Consider the following 16,812-nt stretch of genomic DNA (forward strand, 5'->3'; position numbering starts at 1 on the left):
TAATCTTGGGAAGACGCCCCTGTGGGATGGGTTTACTGGATCTGAGTGGCAGCCTGGTCTTCGATCGCCTTCAAGACCTCATCCACCGGTGTGCCCTTCAAGAGCGCCGGGAAATTGGCCGTGACAGCCGTATCGAGCTCGTTGGTGAAAATGCCGTAGTTGACGGCAGGTACCTGTACGAGCCAATCGGCAAAGTTCTGCCAGACCGTCTGGCCGCCGAAGAACTCGTCGGGCTTTTGATAGGCTTCACCGGTGCGGGCAGCAAGCAGCGAGCCCACGGCGCCACGTTCGGTCAGGATCTTCTGGTAGAAATCGAGGTCCTTGGCATAGATCTCATTGAGGAAGTCGATCGCCTCATCCTTCTCGGCAGACGCCTCAAGCACATACCAGCTCGAACCGCCAAGGTTCGACGCAGCCGTCGCACCCTCGATATTGAGCTTCGGGATCGCGGTCAGCGCCCACTTGCCGGCCTGGTCGGCCTGCGACTTGACGGTGCCGGTAATCCAGACGCCCATCAGAACCGAGGCCACATCGCCCGAAGTCAGAGCGCTGATGCCGTCATTCCAGCCGCTGGTTGGCTTGGCAACGCCTTCGTTGACGATGCGGGCCTGGGTTTCGAGTGCGGCCTTCAGCGCAGCATTGCCGGTGATGTTGAGGCTGCCGTCCTCGTTGAAATACCACTGGCCGCCGGACTGCATCATGATGCGGATCAGGCCGCCGTCATTCGAGTCGAGCGCCATCATCTCATGGCCGGTCTTGGCCTTCACGTCCTTGCCGATCTCGATGAAGCGGTCCCAGGTCAGGTTCTCCATGTCGGAAGGCTTGTAGCCGGCCTGCTCAAGATAATCAGTGCGATAATAGAGGCCGGTGACGCCGGAATCGAAGGGAACGCCATAGACCTGACCTTCGAGTGTCATCAGGTCGACCTTGTATTTGGCAAAGCCGGAATAGTCGATCTTGTCAGTCAGCGCGGCAAAGGAGCCGGGGAAGGACTGCAGATATTTCTGCGCGCCGTAGTCCTCAATCAGCACGATATCCGGCAGCGTGTCAGTCATGCCGGAGGCCAGACCCGTCTGCAGCTTCTGCTCGACATCGGCCTTGGCGAAGTCGACGATGTTGAAGGTCGTGTCAGGGTTTTTGGCGGTATAGCGCGCCGCCGCTTCCTTCATGATGGCGACGTTGAAGTTCGGGTCCCAGCACCAGATGGTGACTTCGCCGGCAAAGGCGGCGGTGCTGCAGAGAAGTGCTGCGCCGGCGACTGTGGCCGAAATCGAGCGCTTGAACGCGCGAGAATAATCCATGTCTTCCTCCCAATGTGTCGTTGAACGCGGCAGCTCCATCCCCTGCCTCACGGTCACTATTCCTCAAAATCGGAAGCCAGCCAAGAAAATTTTTACTAAATATTTTGTGCGTTGCGGTAAGTCACGAGGATCTCAGAACCTTTCCACGAAGACTTAAGTGCGCACAGGCTTTCTCGCACTGCCGCGCCAGACCATTTCGGTCGGCAGGGTAACATGCTTGGAATAGTCGCGCCCGTTCAGCCGCTCGACAAGCAGGTCGACAGCCACTTCGCCGATCAGCTCGCCGGGAATGCGCATGGTCGACAGCGGCGGGTTGAGAAACTGCGCAACAGGAATGTCGTTGAAGGCCACCACAGCGACATCATCCGGTATGGACATCCCGGCCTCCTGGATGGCCCTGTAGGTACCGATCGCCATATTGTCGTTCGCCGCAACGATGGCATCGGGAGGCGTATCGAGTGCGAGCAGCGATTTCGCCTGCTGGTAGCCGGTCTCAAGCCGGAGGTTCTGGCCGAAGCGCTCGCTTTGCCCAAGCGCCATGAGCTCGGGCTGGTAGCTCCCGCGCGCCTCGTGCCATTCGATGAAGGCCTTGCAGCGCTGCTCCCCATGCATCAGCGCATCATTGTCCATCAGTTCGTAGCCGCCGACAAAGCCGATCCGGCGATATCCCGCCTGTTCCAGACTGTCGAGGATAGTTGTCGTCGCCTCGCCCAGATCAGCGCGAACGCAGTCGAATTGCGGCATACGGGGATTGTAGTCGGCCATGATCAGATGCGGACAGACCTTGGCCATCGCCTCGATTTCGGCCTTGGGATGATGCCCGACCACGATCGCTGCGGAGATACCCGTCAACAGCGCAAGATCGACGGGCACATCGGGATTGAACACCCGTGCGATCTCGATCTTGTACTCGCGGCAGCGGGCCTCGATGCCGAGCCGCACACCGACATAATAGGGATCGACCAGCTCCTCCTGCGGCGCCAGGAAGTGAACGATGGCGACATGCGCCGACACGTCCGCATGGCTGGCCATCGGAATATTGAGCGGAGGAAGATGGGCGCTCTTGCGCGCGCGTGGCGTCGCATAGTTCAGCGCTTCGGCCGTTTCGATGATCGCCTGCCGCTTGGCCTCGGAGACCGACAGCGTCTGGTCGTAGTTCAAGACACGGGAGACGGTCCCCGACGAAACGCCGACGGCCTTCGCGATTTCCTTGATCGTCACCACGGCGGCCTGTCCCTCCTCCACCTGTTTCCCAAGGAAACCAGTAAACCTCAGGAAAATATTTACTAGGCCACTGCGGAGATCGATACAAGCACTTCCTTGAAGACGGACCGGACCTATGCAGAGCGCCGTCCTGACACGACACGACGACGTGGATTGCCGGGAAATCTTATCCGCCGTGAAGCCTTATCCTTGCGTCTCGCTGACAAAGGCTTCGATCTCGGCGAGACTGTCGAGACGGGTCACGTCGAAATCGGCAGCAGCCAGATCGATCCCGAAAGTCTCCTCGAGCAGCATCATCAAATGCGTGGCCGCGAGCGAATCCAGCCGTCCGCTGAAGAAGAGCGAATCCGTATCCAGAAGCGGCTGCCTGTCGCCGCGCTCTTCGAGCAGTCCCTGAACACGAGCACGGATGGATGCAATCTTGTCGACGGTCATGGCAGGTCAAACTCCAAACAGGCCAAACAGAAAGTGGAAGCGATCCGACAGCTGGCCTTCGAGCCACACACTGTCGAAGATTTTCAGAAAGCAGAAGAACAGCGCCACATTGATCCGGGGCAGAACATCGTGACGCCAGAAGCCATCCGCCGGCGAGGTCTTGCGGCCCCAGATCTGCGAGATGATCAGGCCCGCCGAGAGCAGACCGACATAAAAGGCCAGCGTTGCAAAACGATCGAGTTCGTCGAACGGCGTCCCGTCTGCGAAGACATGGGAGACGAAGATCAGATGGTAGAGGAAATTGCCGAACCCGGCCGCACAGAAGGTCGCGAACGCGATCCGCAGGCGTGGCGATGTCTTGAACCAGCGCATGAAGGCCGGATAGAAGAAGAAATCGACCAGAACCTCTTTGAAGTAATAGTAGTAGCGGTTCCAGAACTCGGCGATCGAGCGGGATGCCAGCGGGTTCACGGTGTTGCGCGGAATATTGTAACCCATCATCCGCGCCACGGCGACAATCGCATGGCCCCAGGCCGCAATGATCAGCAGATCCACACCGTAGTTGACGATCAAACCTGCCCATTGCAGGCCAAGGGGCATGGCCGCAGTATCCTGCGGATTGAGGATCATGAAGCCGAGTTTCGGCACACCCAGCATCTCATGAAACAGTGTCGTGGCCGCAAGCCCAGTCCAGCTGAGAATGGCCGTCCAGACGGCGAGTTTCAGTGCCTTCAGACGCGTCACCGCCAGGGCGTCGTCATCCTTTGCTTCGAAGCGCTTGAGGAAGGACAGGCCCTTGCCGAACGGCGCGACGTCACCGCCCCAGACCGGACGCATGTAGAGCGCCCGCACGCCGTCCGGTGCTGCAGCCTTGGCCTTCAGGTCAACGGCCGCATAGGCGAGAAACCAGAAGCAGGATGCCCAGACAGCGAGGAAAGCCCAGAGCATGGCATGCCCGTAGTCCCCCGGCGGCACGAAGGCGGCAACAGCAAGCACCGCGAGGAAGCCGACAAGCTGCACCAACACAGGACGGCGGGACCAGATGCCGCTGCTCATGCGCTGGCCTGCGATCATGAGCTGCGCAAAACCGAGGAAAAGGACGACACCGAACACCTGGAGGGCGAGCGGAGGCACGGACACGCCGTTCCCGACCACCGCAGCCAAGTCGACGACAAGCGTGTTCATGTCAGCGGTTCGGAAGGGCCGGAGCAACAGGAAGACCAGGCTCGACGTGATCAGAATGGTGAGCCGGCGCTCTGGCCAGCGCGCGGCAGCAAGAAGGGTCAATCCGATCAGTGCAAGTGCCGACAGACTGATCTGCAGGCTCACGGCAAGAGCCGCGAGGAAAAGCCCGTGTATCAGAAGCAGCCCGCGGATGGTCCCGGCAAAGTTGCGCGCCGCTGGATTGGCGTCGATCGTCAACCAGGCACGCCGCCACTGCATGAGGCGGCTGAGCGGGCGAAGTGGCTCTTGCTCGAAAACGATGCTCAAGACGCGCCCCCTTCAAGGATGTCACGCAATGCGCGCCGATCCACCTTGCCGTTGATGTTGACGGGTAGCGTATCCTGGAGATGAATGGCTTCCGGGACCATGTAGCGCGGCAGCGACCGCAACATCTTCGCCTGGATCGATGCAGCCGTTTCATCGCTGCCGGCGACGAATCCGACCAGTCCGGTGGCAGCGCCATCGACATGAGGCCAGGCCACGACCGCAACGACCGTGCTGTCCGCCGCCAGCCGCAGATGCGCCTCGACCTCTTCCAGCTCGATCCGGTTACCCTTGACCTTGACCTGGTTATCCGTCCGGCCAAGATGGTGGTAGATGCCCTCGGCATCGCACAGGCCGAGGTCCCCCGTCAGGTACCAGCGCTCACCATTCATGTCGCGGAAACGGTCCGCCGTCTGTTCCGGCGACGCAAAATAGCCAATGCCGACTTGCGGCCCGCCCAGCACGATTTCTCCCGGCACACCCGGGGCCACCGGCTGCAGGTCAGGACCGAGGATGGCGATCTTGCCGTCGCTGAAGGGTGTGCCGATCGCCACCACCCCGCGCCCTGGCGTAAGCGGCATCTCGGCACCCACGCTTTGCCTGAGCATCACGACGGTGCATTCCGTCGGCCCATAGATGTTGTCGATGGCGCTGTTCGGCGCGGCAACCTTCCAGGCCTCGACCGTCATGCCCGGCAGCGGCTCACCGCAAAAGACCGACAGGCGAATCGTCTCGAACAGTCCGGGCTTCAGTGAACCCGCCGTACGCATCATGTTGACGATCGTCGGCACCGACATCCAGGCCGTGATGCCATGGCTGCGAATGAAATGCTGCGGTGCCGATAGCTCAAGCGCCGACATCACATGCAGTGCGGCGCCCGATTCCAGTGTCAGGAACAGATTGTGGACACTGAGGTCGAAGGTAAGGTCATGCGCTTCGGCGACCCGGTCTTCTTTCCCAAGCGTCGTCCATGGGCGCGCCTGCACCAGATAGGACGCAAGAGAAGCGGCCGAGATCACCACGCCCTTGGGAAGCCCGGTCGTGCCGGAGGTGAAGATGATATAGGCCTCATGATCCGGCCCCACTATCGCGGGTTCGCCAAGCGGCGGGTCAGTCAGGGCGTCGAGCGGCGTGATCGCGGCATCCGCCGTTGCCGGCATATCGGCCTGCTCCGGTCCGATGATGATGGCGGGCGCGGCAGCCAGGACCTCCGGCGTCAGAAGGCCGATCCCATTGCGATCGACGATCAGCGCATCGAGCTCGAGCAGCCCCAGCAGCGTGACCAGCCGCTCCGGCGGCCATTTCTGGTTAAGCGGCACATAGGTCGCACCCGCCATGCAGGCGCCGAGAATGCCGACATAACCCTCCAGGCTTCGGGTGGCGAAAATCCCGACGCGCCGTTGTCTCAGCCGCGGCGCCAGATGGCCGGCGAGGCGCGCAACCTTTTGCGCGAGGGCCTCATAGGTAAACTCGCGCCGCGCAACGACCAGGGCAGTCGCACCGGGATGAGCATGCGCGCCTTGCCAGAAGGGTGCGGCGATGTTGAAGTTTTCATGCGTTGTTTGCACTGGAACACCGTTCAAGATTAAGCCCGTGTCACTGACGTTTGTTGTTCTGCCGGCGTTGATCGTTACCCGTCCGCGCACAGCTAGAAGTCGGCGGCAACCATGAGCGCCGAGGCCGCCGCAGCCGAGCCGACGGCCATCGAGAGCCAGGGTCGCTTCTGCGCGACATCGATGGTGAAAAGATTGAGCGGAAACAGGTGCTGATGTGGCTGTGGCGTCGCGCCCTGACGGGGTGCCGGCAGATACCACTCGTCATCGAACCATTGCCAATCGTCCGCCCAGGTCCAGCAATCATGCCTCTTGTAGACAGAGGCCACCTCTTCCGCGAATGCCTTGTTGGTCGGCAGACGGATCGGCTGTCCGGGAGATGTCTGGAAGTATCGCATCGCCAGAGGCAGAGACCGATTGGTGCAATAATTCGACATCCAGAGATTGAAGCCGATCTCATCCCTCAGCCCTTGGAGCACGCGGAAGAGCTGGACATGTTCCTCATGTCCGTATTCGCCCCAGGGATTGTGTGTGAAGACGTTCATGCCCGGACGCAGGCGCTCCCGCAGCAAGGTTTGTATCTTCACGAAGTTGTTCTGATAGGCCGTCAGAACACTATATTCGGCCACGCGCTGCTCACCCATGCCGACCTTGCCAAGCGCGAGGCGCGACATGCGCGTCAGTTCCCGTCGCTGGCTTTCGAAGCTGAGGACGAGACCATCCGGGCTTTCTCGCGGGTCATCCCAATTTGCGCAGCCAGCCGCACCGGATTCCGCGATATTCAGACAGCTGACGCCCGCGCGGGGAAAATCGGCGAGAGCGGCAGCTCGCTTTTCGCCGAGCCCCGGCTGGGCCCAGAAATCCCTGTAGACGACGATCACCTCGTCGACCTCATGCAAAATCGCATTGAACCACAGCAGTTCATCGTCCGGATGCGCAGCAACGATGACCGAATTTTCGAGGAATGCTGGGCGCGCGTTCATCCATTGTCCTCCCCGGATGTCTGGCGGCGGGCAAAAGGTGTCGTGGTTGTGGCGGCAGAAGCCTCGCGCCACCGCTCGCGCCAACGGATCGCGGCCAGCGCCAATGCGCCTCGCACGGTCGGCGTATGCGTCAACACATGAAGGGGGGTGGCCACCGTGCCGAAATCTGCCTTGAAGGGCTCATCACCGATCGTGAAGTCGAAGATCTCGCCACCGGCCTCGATCCAGTCGCCGATCATCCCATCATAGAGCAGCAAACCCGGCGAATGGCGCCCATGGGTCTGGTAATCGCAGCCGATCAGCAGGTAGTGGAGCCGTCCGCCAAACGCGAGACAGAAGGTATAACCGATCGCCTCGCCGCCCAGTTCGAGCGCATAGACGCGGGCAAAACCTGCCTGCTCCCCGGATTGCGCAACGGCGCTGTAGAAGGCTCGCGCTGCGGGCGCGGCAATCACGTCCTGCTCGAAACGGCCCTCGCGCAGCTGTGCCAACCGCTCCATCGCATGAGCGATCGCCTGCTCTCCCTGAACGACAACAAGCCTTGCCCCTTCCGTCTTGAAGAAGCGCTTGCGTTTGCGGGCAAGATAGCGTGCGAAACTGTCGGTCAGCGCCTGCTCTCGCCAATGCTCTACCGAGGCTACGAGCGAAGTGGCATGGGCGGAAAATCCAAGTGTCTTCGTGCTTCCCGGCAGGAACGCCTGCCAGAGGGCCAGATGCTCATCGCGGATCGGCTTCACCCGCAAGATGTCATGTGATGGCAAGGCAGCGGCAACACAGGCGCGAACCGCAGCATGATCATGCTGTCGCTCCCACCAGTCAGGATCAACCAGCGGCGCCGCGTAGTCACTGACGCCGAGATCCGCACTTTCAAGGATCGTTACGCCGGAGAGCTTCCGGGCTATCATCGGCAGAACGAAACACGGAGGATTGCCGGGTCCCGGCCGTCCCACGAGCGTCACGCCTTGCGCGCCCCGCGACGGGGCAAGATGACGGTGGAAAGCCTGGAGCCAGAGCGGATGCTGGAAAGCCGACGCATTCGAGCGCGCATGCAGCGCCGCATAGTCGGCGGACTGGAAGAAGGCTTCCGTCACGGCCTCGACGACGAACGACGTTTCTGCCCCCGCATCGGCGTGGCCTGCCTCAGTCAGACGTGGATCGCTTGCAATAACCATGCACCGATCCCTACCAAACAGCCACGAAAGGCAGATTAACGGCAAGCGAACGTTCGGAATTATCGTGAATCTTAAGTAAAATGCGCCTCTCTTTGCAAAGCAAAGGGACGACGTAGCATGACAGATACGGCCGGAAGGGAATGATCAGGCAAACGCTCTTTGAGACACCGGTGCGGCCCCCAAGCAATAGCTGGAGAGACACCATACTCGAAGACGAGGCGAGCGCCCCTCTCTGGTAGTCTTGGCCGACGATACAATCGCGACTTGCCGGGGCCCGCAATTCTGCGTACTCCGATCACCATAACGGATGCGGGAATACCGGAATGGCTGCCAGTATCAGGACGATCGCGAAGGTTGCCGAAACGTCGGTATCATCAGTCTCGCGCGTCCTGAACAACAGTGGCTATGTCTCGCCAGAGGTGCGCCAGCGCGTGGAAGCCGCGATCAGGGACCTCAACTATGCGCCCAGCAAGGGCGCTCGCATGCTGCGCGGCGAAGCGAGCCGGATGATCGGCCTTATGCTGCCCTCCATAGATGTCCCCTTCTTCGGTATTCTTGCAAACACCATCGAGCGCGAACTTTTCGAACGCGGCTACCACACCCTGATCTGCAGTTCGGCGGAAAACGAAGAGCACGAGGCCCGCTATGTCGCGATGCTGCGCGCGCAAAGGGTGGAGGGCGTCATTGTCGCCAGCGCCTACGGCGGCACGGCGCATCTCCGGCCGCTGGTCAGTTCCGGGATCCCGATGATCGCGATCGACCGCGAACTCGTCGGCATATCAGACGATACCGTGATGGCCGATCATGTGGAAGGCGGACGCATGATGACCCGGCACCTTGTGGATCTCGGCCATCAGAAGATCGCAGTTGTCGGGGCGCCGGGACACAGCCAGCCGATCCGGCTTCGCATGGAAGGCATTCGGGCCGTGCTGCGCGAACATGGACTTGCACCGGCCATCGAAGCGATCGGCGAGGATCACAGCTTCGCCGCCACCTACGCGCTGGCGCAATCCGTTCTGCAAGATCACACCGACATCACCGCGATCATCGGAACCACGGACATCGCAGCCATTGCAGCGATCCACGCCGTCCGCGACAGCGGCCGCATCGTACCGGACGATTGCTCCGTCATCGGCTTCGACGACCTGCCGGAGGCAGCCTATGTCCTGCCACGGCTGACAACGGTCGCCCAGCCGATCCGCGCTGTCGCACTCGAAGCGACCCGCAGGCTCGAAGAGCGCCTGCAGGACCACAGGCAGGATCTGGAACGCCGGCCCGCCTCGCTCACGCGCATGCCCGTTGATCTGGTCATCCGGGAATCGACCGGGCCGGCCCCTGCAGACATCTGATTGCAGTCGTTCAGATTTCGGCGAGCAGGATCGACATGTCGGGTATGCCGTCGGTAGCAGTCGCGCCGCCGAGACAATGGACCGCCGCGCGATGGGCAACAGCCGAAATGGTCTCGATCGGCCAGCCCTCGTGCAGACCGTAGAGCACCGCCGCGCAGAAGGCATCTCCGGCCCCCACGGGGCTGACGATGGCGGCCGGATCGACGGCAAGTGCAGGCGTGATAACCGGGGCCTTGTCAGGTGAAAGCCAGATGGAGAGCTCCGGCGCATGAATGACGACGCCTTGCGCCACCCCGCCGTCCAGAAGGCGCTGACCAGCCTCTTCCACAGCTGACAGCAGCAGAGTGCCCGACTTGTCGCGGACGGCCACACCCGTTGCGCGTCCGGCTTCGGTCTCGTTGACGATCACATAATCGCAATGGGGTAGTGCAACGGCGACCTGGTCGGCAAAGGCAGGGTCCTCGCTGGAGACGAAATCGACGCAGGTCTTCAGTCCCGCCTCGCGTGCCGCCTTCAACAGACGCGCCGCCCCGGAAGAGCCGCTTGCATCCTTCCGGTCGAGAGCCGGCAGGAGCATGAGATAGCCGAGATAGAAGAACCTGTGCCCACTGGCTGCAAAGGCAGCAGGGTCGATGAGATCGTCCGTCAGCAGGTCGTTGGAGCCGCCGTGATAGAAGAAGGTACGGCTTTGGCCCGGCACGTTCATGACATGGGTATGTGCCGTCGCCTGGCCATCAAGAATGCGGAGACCGGCAATATCGACACCGAGGGCCGCGTGACGATCCCGGACATAGGCGCCGTCCCGATCGTTCCCCACCGCACCCGCCACCGAAAGCCGCCCCTTGAACCCAAGCGAAGCGAGGTCGGTCACCACATTGGCCGCACCGCCGCCGACGCCCATATCCTGGTGCAGAATATGCGCGAGGCTGCCCTGTTCCGGCCAGTAGGACAAAGTGTGGATGCGATCGACGATGAAGTTGCCGACGCAGACGATGCCACCAGCCGTTCCGGTGTCTTGTCTGATTTGAACCTCCTCCCCGGCTCTCATCAGACAGTCCCCTCGTTCCAGAGGGGTCTCAGCGGCGGCTCATCCTCCTCGATCTCGGCGAAACGGCCGATGGGTTCGAGGAAATAGTTGTCGGTCCTGTCGTCGTTAACCTGACTGACTTCGCCGACCAGCACCGGGCCCTTGCCCTTCGCGCCATAGAAGCGGTGATAGAGACCCGTAGGGATCGTTACGCTCTGGCCAGCATGCAGGACAAGAGGCTCCCAGGTCTGGAGACGCTGCTCGATGCCGTCGACAAGGACAGAGACCTCGGATTCGGTGACCTTGCCCGTCGCATCAGCCGCACAGAATTCGATGACGAGATCGCCACCCGCCCGGTTGATGATGTCTTCCTGCTTCGCCTTGTGCAGATGGGCCGGGGTCAACTGGCCTTCCTGGATGAAGAGCAGCTTCTCCGCGTAGCTACGCTCGCCCTCCATGCCGAGGATGCCGTTGCGCAGGCAAAAGAGCACGAGCCCCTGCTCGACAAAGCGGCCGGAGCCAAAGTCGGTAACGTCCCAGCCGAGCTGTCGGCTGGCCAGATAGCGCGAGGCCTCGGGATGGGCTGCAAAGTCGGCAGCGCCCCACTGCCCCCAGACAGGCAGGGACCAGCGCCAGATCTCGAGCATCCCGATGGCAAACCGCAGGGCTTCGTTGATCTCGGAGCGTCGCATGGTCCCACCTCAATCGTAGTCGACAGAAACGACCCGGTTTTCCAGACCGGATTGCAGCGCGGCCGTCAGCACGGCGTGATGGGCAGCCGCTTCCGCGGGGCTTGCACAGGGGAAGCCGTTCGCCGTGCCACCCGCCAATTCGTCGACGAAGGCTGCCCACATTTGCTGGATCGCATCGGCGAAGCCGAATTCGAAGATCTTGCCTGTGATGGCGGGGAAGACAGAGCCATAGCCAAGGTCTTCCGTGTTCCAGGACTGGGTGCTGCCCTGGTAATCCATCCACTGCCACTGGCGCGGCTGCTTGGTCGAGAAGAAGGCGCTCTTCTTCATGCCGAGGATGCGGATGTACCAGGTGTTGGATTCGCCCGGTGCGATGCGCCATGTCTTGAGAACCAGAGGGAAATCCTGGTCGGCGGTACGCACGCGGCTGCTGATCGTCGCATTGTCCCAGGTGGTGCAGGGTACCCTGTTGCCCTTGCCATCCGGCCGCTCGGTGATCCGCTTGACGAGGTTGGCATGCAACGTTTCCGGCCGCCAGCCAAGCCTCAAGGGAACATGCAGCACATGCATGCCCAGATCCCCCATGCAGCCATAGGCGCCGTTGACATGCTCCATGCGCTTCCAGTTGATCGGCTTGTTGGGATCAATGTCGGAAGAATGCAGAAAGCCGGCTTCGACTTCGAGAATGTCGCCCATCTCGCCACTCGCCGCCATGGCAATGACCTTCTGCGCGCCGGGGAAGAAAGGCATTTCCGACGAGCAGCGAACGATGCTTTCCGGATGCTCGGCAAGAACGGCCATGATCGCCCTGTTCTGCGCCAGGTCCATCCCGAAGGGCTTTTCACCCAGCAGATGTTTTCCTGCCTTGATGATGTCGGTGTAAAACTCGGCGTGCAGCACATGCGGAACGGCGCAGTAAATGGCGTCGACCTCCGGATTGGCGAGAAGTTCGCGGTAGTCAGTGGTTGCCTGTCGAACGGAGGGAACGTGGGTCTGGAACCACGCCATCAGCTCCGTATTGGTGTCACAGACGGCGACGATCTCTGGCCTCGCCTTGGCGTCGGTCAGATGCATCCAGCGCGCAGCGGCGCTGGCAAATTCGCGGCCCATCAGGCCGCAGCCGATGACGCCGAAACGAAAGGTCTTCATGGGGTCCTCCTCCCGTCACGCAATCTCAGGCGAGATGGCGCGACGCTTCCTCCGCCGTTACGCCTTCATGCACGATCGCCATCAGCGCCCGCGTCATGCCGCCCGGATTGGCATGCTGGATGACATTGCGGCCGTAGACGATGCCGCGAGCTCCCTGTTCCATCAGCACCCTGGTACGCGATAGAATTTCCTCATCGGAGACCCTGCCCCCGCCGCGCACGAGCACCGGCAGCCCTTGAGCGATCTCGATCACCCGATGGTATTCCGTGACGTCGTCACAGGGGTCGGCCTTGATGATGTCCGCGCCGAGTTCGGCAGCCTGGCGGACCAGCGGCAGGATCTTGTCGATTGCGCCGTCAACCATATAGGCGCCCTTGGAATTGTCCTGCATGACCAGCGGCTCCACCATCAGCGGCATGCCGTAGATCTCGCATTCGCGTTTGAGGCTGTTCACGTTGCGCACGCAGGCCCGATAAACCTCGGGCTGGTTGGGCAGCATCAGCAGATTGACCACGACACAGGCGGCATCGAGCGCGATCGCCTGCTCGACCGGACGATCGATCACCTCGGAGAACAGAGCACTCGGCAGCGGGTTGCCATAGATGTTGGCAATATCGGTACGCAGCACGAGCGCTGGGCGAGCCTTGCCCGGGATCGACTGCAGCATGGGCGCCGTACCCGGCGGCAGTTGGATCGCGTCAGGGCCTGCCGCAGCGATGACCTCGATGGCTTTGCGCATGTTCTCGATACCGGCGAGAAACGTGCGTTCATTGAACATGCCGTGATCGATGGCCACGTCGAAGCAGTTTCCAGACGTGCCGAAGAGGCGGTTCAACCGCGCCTGTTTCATCGTTATCTCCTCCCGATGTGGTAACGTTTCCACACAGGCTAGTAGCGCGCCCATAGCGTGTCAACGGAAATGATGGGGACGTTCCCCTAGCGAGGCGAGCACAAAAATGCCGCCCCGGAAAACCGAGGCGGCATCAATCAGCCGACAATATCATCAACCGCTTTGAGACGTTTGCGGGGGCCGCGTTGCCGCCGCCCCACAAACATCCTCAAGCCTTGGCGAGAGCGCCCCCGTTCGGTCCCGCCACTCTTTGCGCATGAGGCCAGGCGGAGTGATCAAGATCGAGATCCGGAAACGCCGTCGGCTCAAAGACCGGCCGCTCCACACCGGCCTTCAGCTGCGCGCGGAAATCGTCGAGGATCCGCAAGGCGACGGGGAAGAGCATCAGGATTACGGTGAGGTTGACCACCGCGAGCACGCCCATCAGCGGATCGGAGAAGAAGAAGACCGCCGTTGCGCCTGGAGCCGTTGCCCCCAGGAAGACGACGATGACGATGGCAAACCTCAGCACATGCAAGGCGCCCGGCCGTGCGGTCATGACCTTCAGGGCCGTCTCACCGAGATAGTAGTTGTAGATGATCGAACTGAAGGCAAAGAGCAGGATGGCAAAGGTGAGGAAATACTGCGACCACTCGCCGACCTGGCTGACCAGCGATTGCTGGGTGAGTACGATGCCGTCGATGCCTTCCACGCCCGGCTGATAGACGGGGCTGAGCAGGATGATGAAGGCCGTGCAGGTGCAGATCACGATGGTGTCGATGAACACCGAGAAGGACTGGGTGATACCCTGGCTGATAGGGTGGCGGACATCGGCCGTCGCCGCAACGTTCGGGGTGGATCCGAGGCCGGCCTCGTTGGAGAACAGCCCACGGCGAAGTCCTTGCGCCAGGGCAGCGCCGAAGCCGCCGCCGACGACCTCTTCCAGGCCAAAGGCATTGGCAATGATCGACCAGATGACGCCCGGAATCTCCGTGATGTTGGACAGGATGACCAGCAGTGTCAGGCCGATATAGATGAAGGCCATGATCGGAATGATCACATCAGCGACCTTCGCGATACGGCGGATGCCGCCATAGACGATGAAGCCGGTGATGATCGCAAGACCAATGCCGCTCCAGACACGCTCGACGCCGAGGCTGTCATAGACGGCACCGGCAAAGGTATTGCCCTGGAAGGCGTTGAAACCGAAGGCGAAGGCCAGCATCAGGCACACGGCATAGACCACGGCCAGCCATTTGTGCTTCGCGCCGAGCCCATAGATGATGTAGCCGGCAGGCCCGCCCTGATAGGTGCCGTCACCGTTGGAACGCTTGTAAAGCTGGGCAAGCGTCGATTCGACGAGGCTCGTCGCCATGCCGATGACCGCAATCGCCCACATCCAGAAGACCGCACCCGGCCCTCCGAGCGTGATCGCGACCGCAACACCTGCAATGTTACCGCCACCGACGCGTCCACCGACCGACACGAGCAGAGCCTCACGTGCGCTGATCGCATTCGGATCGCCGGTCTGGTTCTTGGCGAACAGCACGCGAAACATTCGCTTGAAGAACCTGACCTGCACGAACCCAGTCATCACCGTGATGAACACGCCGAAGACAACGAGCATGGGGATCAAAGCCCATCCCCATGTGAGATCCTCGACCAGTCCGAAAAATCCGGTGATGATATCCATGCGTCTACTCCTCAAAGACCATAATAAAGATAGATGGCGTAGCAGGACGCCAAGCCCACGATGATGTTCATCGGCAAGCCGATCTTGACGAAATCGCTGAAGCGGTAGTTCCCGGCGCCATAGACCAGTGTGTTCGTCTGATAGCCGATCGGCGTGGCGAAGCTTGCACTTGCACCAAACATGACCGCCACCACAAGAGCCCTGGGATCAATACCCAATTGCTGACCGAGACCGATGACGATTGGCGTCAGGATGACGGCCACCGCGTTGTTGGTCACGCATTCGGTGAGCGTCGACGACAGCGTGTAGACCAGAAGCACCAGCACAAAGGGAGAGACAGTCGACATCAGCGGCATTGCCGTTTCAACAACCAGTGCAACGGCTCCGGTTTCCTGCAATCCCTGCCCCACAATCAGCATCGCAAAGATCAGGATCAGAATACCACCTTCGATTGAGCCCCAGGCTTCATCGGCGTCGATACAGCGCAAGATCAGGATAGCCGGCACGGCGATCATCGCCAGGATGCCGATGTCCATGACATTGAATGCAGCAAGCAGCACCACGAGACCGAGAGCAAGCAACGCCAAAGGCGCCTTGGTCGGCCTGAAGGCACGGGCGGACGAACGCGTGACGGATATCAGCTCATTCTGCTGCGAGAGTTCGTCCAGCGCTTCGGCGGTACCCTCGATGAGCAGCTTGTCTGCCGGCCGAAGACGGACATTGGCAAGGTCCGGACCCGGCACATGCCGGTGTCGGTGGGCACCGATGATGCGTACGCCGAAACGGCGGCCAAGGGTCAGACTGGAAAGACGCGTCCGATTGCCGTAGCGGCCGGGGGCAACGACCGCCTCGACGACGATGACCTCGCCCTTGGGCGCGGCTCCGCGTCTTTGACCGACACGCAACCCTTCCTTATCGTTCAGAGTCAAGAGATCGGTCGATCTGGCGAGAATGATCAGCCCATCGCCCTTCTTCAGGGTCATGGTCTCGACATCCTTGCGGATCACCTCGCCATTGGCATGCAGGCCGACGATGCGCAGGCCCGGCTGCTTGAATTCCGCAATTTCGCCGATCGGTTTTTCGGTGAACGGACCATCTGCGAGCACGGTGATTTCCGAGAGAAATTCGGCCTCGTCCTGGTCATCCAGCTCGCCACCTTCCTCGCGGCGATCCGGCAAAAGAAACTTTCCGAGCACGAGCATGGTGAGCATGCCCGTTACGACTGCCGCGAGACCGATCGGCGTGATTTCGAAAAGCGAAAAGGGCTCGAGGCCCTGCCCGCGCGCGACACCATCGACGAGCAGGTTGGTCGAAGTGCCGATCAGCGTCAAGGTTCCGCCCAGGATAGCGGCATAGGATACGGGAATGAGAAGCCTTGTCGCGGCAATGTCGAGCGAGGCGGCGAGCCGGATCACGATCGGGATCAGGACAAGGACTACCGGCGTGTTGTTCATGAAAGCCGACGCGACAAGGGCAGTCAGCAGGAACACTGCAAGCGCCAGCTGTGGCCGTTTCTTCGATCGTTCGAGAACCACGGCCGCCACCCGTTCCAGGACACCCGTGCGCACCAGAGCCCCGGTGAGAACGAACATCGCTCCGATCGTCAGCGGCGCGGAATTCGAAAACACCGCCATCGCCTTGTCGGTCGGCACGAAGCCGAGAACGATGAAGACTGCCGCACCGGCGGATGCGGTCACCTCTGCGGGATACTTCTCCCAGACGAACAGACCAAACAGCAAGATCACCAGACCCAGAGAGATCTGAGCCTCGTAGCCCGAGAAGAATTGCATCATGTTATTTCGAAAAGCCCCCGACTGACCGCGGGAATAAACGCGCGACACGCGATCTGGCTCCACCGGCTCGCAAAAATATCGAAGGCGAAGTGACCCACTGCACTTTGCACGTGCCACGTGCAAT

The 16,812-nt window shown here is 61.2% G+C and carries 14 protein-coding genes; 1 reads left to right on the forward strand and 13 read right to left on the reverse strand.

Translation table 11 applies throughout. The features are described 5' to 3' along the window. Positions 1 to 32: 32 nt before the first annotated feature. From GH983_RS17450 to GH983_RS17480, 7 genes are all read right to left on the reverse strand, one after another. Complete coding sequence (locus GH983_RS17450) at positions 33 to 1,301, reverse strand: ABC transporter substrate-binding protein (RefSeq protein ID WP_153763083.1); 1,269 nt, start codon at positions 1,299 to 1,301, stop codon at positions 33 to 35. Between the two features lie 153 nt (positions 1,302 to 1,454). Next, entirely contained in the window at positions 1,455 to 2,525 is a 1,071-nt protein-coding gene (locus GH983_RS17455) for a LacI family DNA-binding transcriptional regulator (protein WP_054149585.1), read from the reverse strand. A 183-nt stretch (positions 2,526 to 2,708) separates the two neighbouring features. Then, the gene (locus GH983_RS17460; protein ID WP_054149523.1) at positions 2,709 to 2,960 is read right to left on the reverse strand and encodes an acyl carrier protein; all 252 of its coding nucleotides are present in this window, start codon (positions 2,958 to 2,960) and stop codon (positions 2,709 to 2,711) included. A gap of 6 nt (positions 2,961 to 2,966) precedes the next feature. Next, positions 2,967 to 4,451, reverse strand: a complete 1,485-nt coding sequence (locus GH983_RS17465; RefSeq protein WP_153763084.1) for a hypothetical protein — start codon at positions 4,449 to 4,451, stop codon at positions 2,967 to 2,969. Further along, positions 4,448 to 6,016, reverse strand: a complete 1,569-nt coding sequence (locus GH983_RS17470) for an AMP-binding protein (protein WP_194842744.1) — start codon at positions 6,014 to 6,016, stop codon at positions 4,448 to 4,450. Before GH983_RS17470 ends, GH983_RS17465 begins: the two co-directional genes overlap by 4 nt. Positions 6,017 to 6,096: 80 nt before the next feature. Continuing rightward, on the reverse strand, positions 6,097 to 6,984 hold the full coding sequence (locus GH983_RS17475) for a hypothetical protein (RefSeq protein WP_153763086.1): 888 nt from the start codon (positions 6,982 to 6,984) through the stop codon (positions 6,097 to 6,099). Beyond that, entirely contained in the window at positions 6,981 to 8,156 is a 1,176-nt protein-coding gene (locus tag GH983_RS17480; RefSeq protein ID WP_153763087.1) for a GNAT family N-acetyltransferase, read from the reverse strand. Before GH983_RS17480 ends, GH983_RS17475 begins: the two co-directional genes overlap by 4 nt. Positions 8,157 to 8,479: 323 nt before the next feature. Between GH983_RS17480 and GH983_RS17485 the strand changes: the two genes are divergently transcribed. Beyond that, positions 8,480 to 9,505, forward strand: a complete 1,026-nt coding sequence (locus GH983_RS17485; RefSeq protein WP_153763088.1) for a LacI family DNA-binding transcriptional regulator — start codon at positions 8,480 to 8,482, stop codon at positions 9,503 to 9,505. Between the two features lie 10 nt (positions 9,506 to 9,515). Here the strand turns inward: GH983_RS17485 and GH983_RS17490 are convergent, their stop codons facing one another. The 6 genes from GH983_RS17490 to GH983_RS17515 all read right to left on the reverse strand — a co-directional run bounded on the left by GH983_RS17490 (position 9,516) and on the right by GH983_RS17515 (position 16,688). Next, complete coding sequence (locus GH983_RS17490; RefSeq protein WP_153763089.1) at positions 9,516 to 10,553, reverse strand: carbohydrate kinase family protein; 1,038 nt, start codon at positions 10,551 to 10,553, stop codon at positions 9,516 to 9,518. Then, complete coding sequence (locus GH983_RS17495) at positions 10,553 to 11,224, reverse strand: D-lyxose/D-mannose family sugar isomerase (RefSeq protein ID WP_153763090.1); 672 nt, start codon at positions 11,222 to 11,224, stop codon at positions 10,553 to 10,555. Before GH983_RS17495 ends, GH983_RS17490 begins: the two co-directional genes overlap by 1 nt. 9 nt (positions 11,225 to 11,233) lie before the next feature. Then, positions 11,234 to 12,373, reverse strand: coding sequence for a Gfo/Idh/MocA family protein (locus tag GH983_RS17500; RefSeq protein WP_153763091.1), 1,140 nt, complete (start codon positions 12,371 to 12,373; stop codon positions 11,234 to 11,236). Between the two features lie 25 nt (positions 12,374 to 12,398). After that, positions 12,399 to 13,223: a class I fructose-bisphosphate aldolase gene (locus GH983_RS17505; RefSeq protein WP_153763092.1), complete on the reverse strand. Its 825-nt coding sequence runs from the start codon at positions 13,221 to 13,223 to the stop codon at positions 12,399 to 12,401. 208 nt (positions 13,224 to 13,431) lie between these two features. After that, entirely contained in the window at positions 13,432 to 14,895 is a 1,464-nt protein-coding gene (locus GH983_RS17510; protein WP_153763093.1) for a sodium:alanine symporter family protein, read from the reverse strand. Between the two features lie 11 nt (positions 14,896 to 14,906). Beyond that, on the reverse strand, positions 14,907 to 16,688 hold the full coding sequence (locus tag GH983_RS17515; protein WP_153763094.1) for an SLC13 family permease: 1,782 nt from the start codon (positions 16,686 to 16,688) through the stop codon (positions 14,907 to 14,909). Positions 16,689 to 16,812: the final 124 nt, after the last annotated feature.

The sequence above is a fragment of the Agrobacterium sp. MA01 genome, assembly GCF_009650195.1.
In the GTDB taxonomy this organism is placed as follows: domain Bacteria; phylum Pseudomonadota; class Alphaproteobacteria; order Rhizobiales; family Rhizobiaceae; genus Allorhizobium.

Excerpts from the sequence above, each read along its gene's own strand:
- GH983_RS17450 (WP_153763083.1), bottom strand. The coding sequence starts at position 1,301 with ATGGATTATTCTCGCGCGTTCAAGCGCTCGATTTCGGCCACAGTCGCC.
- GH983_RS17460 (WP_054149523.1), bottom strand. The coding sequence starts at position 2,960 with ATGACCGTCGACAAGATTGCATCCATCCGTGCTCGTGTTCAGGGACTG.
- GH983_RS17475 (WP_153763086.1), bottom strand. The coding sequence starts at position 6,984 with ATGAACGCGCGCCCAGCATTCCTCGAAAATTCGGTCATCGTTGCTGCG.
- GH983_RS17480 (WP_153763087.1), bottom strand. The coding sequence starts at position 8,156 with ATGGTTATTGCAAGCGATCCACGTCTGACTGAGGCAGGCCACGCCGAT.
- GH983_RS17485 (WP_153763088.1), top strand. The coding sequence starts at position 8,480 with ATGGCTGCCAGTATCAGGACGATCGCGAAGGTTGCCGAAACGTCGGTA.
- GH983_RS17490 (WP_153763089.1), bottom strand. The coding sequence starts at position 10,553 with ATGAGAGCCGGGGAGGAGGTTCAAATCAGACAAGACACCGGAACGGCT.
- GH983_RS17495 (WP_153763090.1), bottom strand. The coding sequence starts at position 11,224 with ATGCGACGCTCCGAGATCAACGAAGCCCTGCGGTTTGCCATCGGGATG.
- GH983_RS17500 (WP_153763091.1), bottom strand. The coding sequence starts at position 12,373 with ATGAAGACCTTTCGTTTCGGCGTCATCGGCTGCGGCCTGATGGGCCGC.
- GH983_RS17505 (WP_153763092.1), bottom strand. The coding sequence starts at position 13,223 with ATGAAACAGGCGCGGTTGAACCGCCTCTTCGGCACGTCTGGAAACTGC.
- GH983_RS17510 (WP_153763093.1), bottom strand. The coding sequence starts at position 14,895 with ATGGATATCATCACCGGATTTTTCGGACTGGTCGAGGATCTCACATGG.
- GH983_RS17515 (WP_153763094.1), bottom strand. The coding sequence starts at position 16,688 with ATGATGCAATTCTTCTCGGGCTACGAGGCTCAGATCTCTCTGGGTCTG.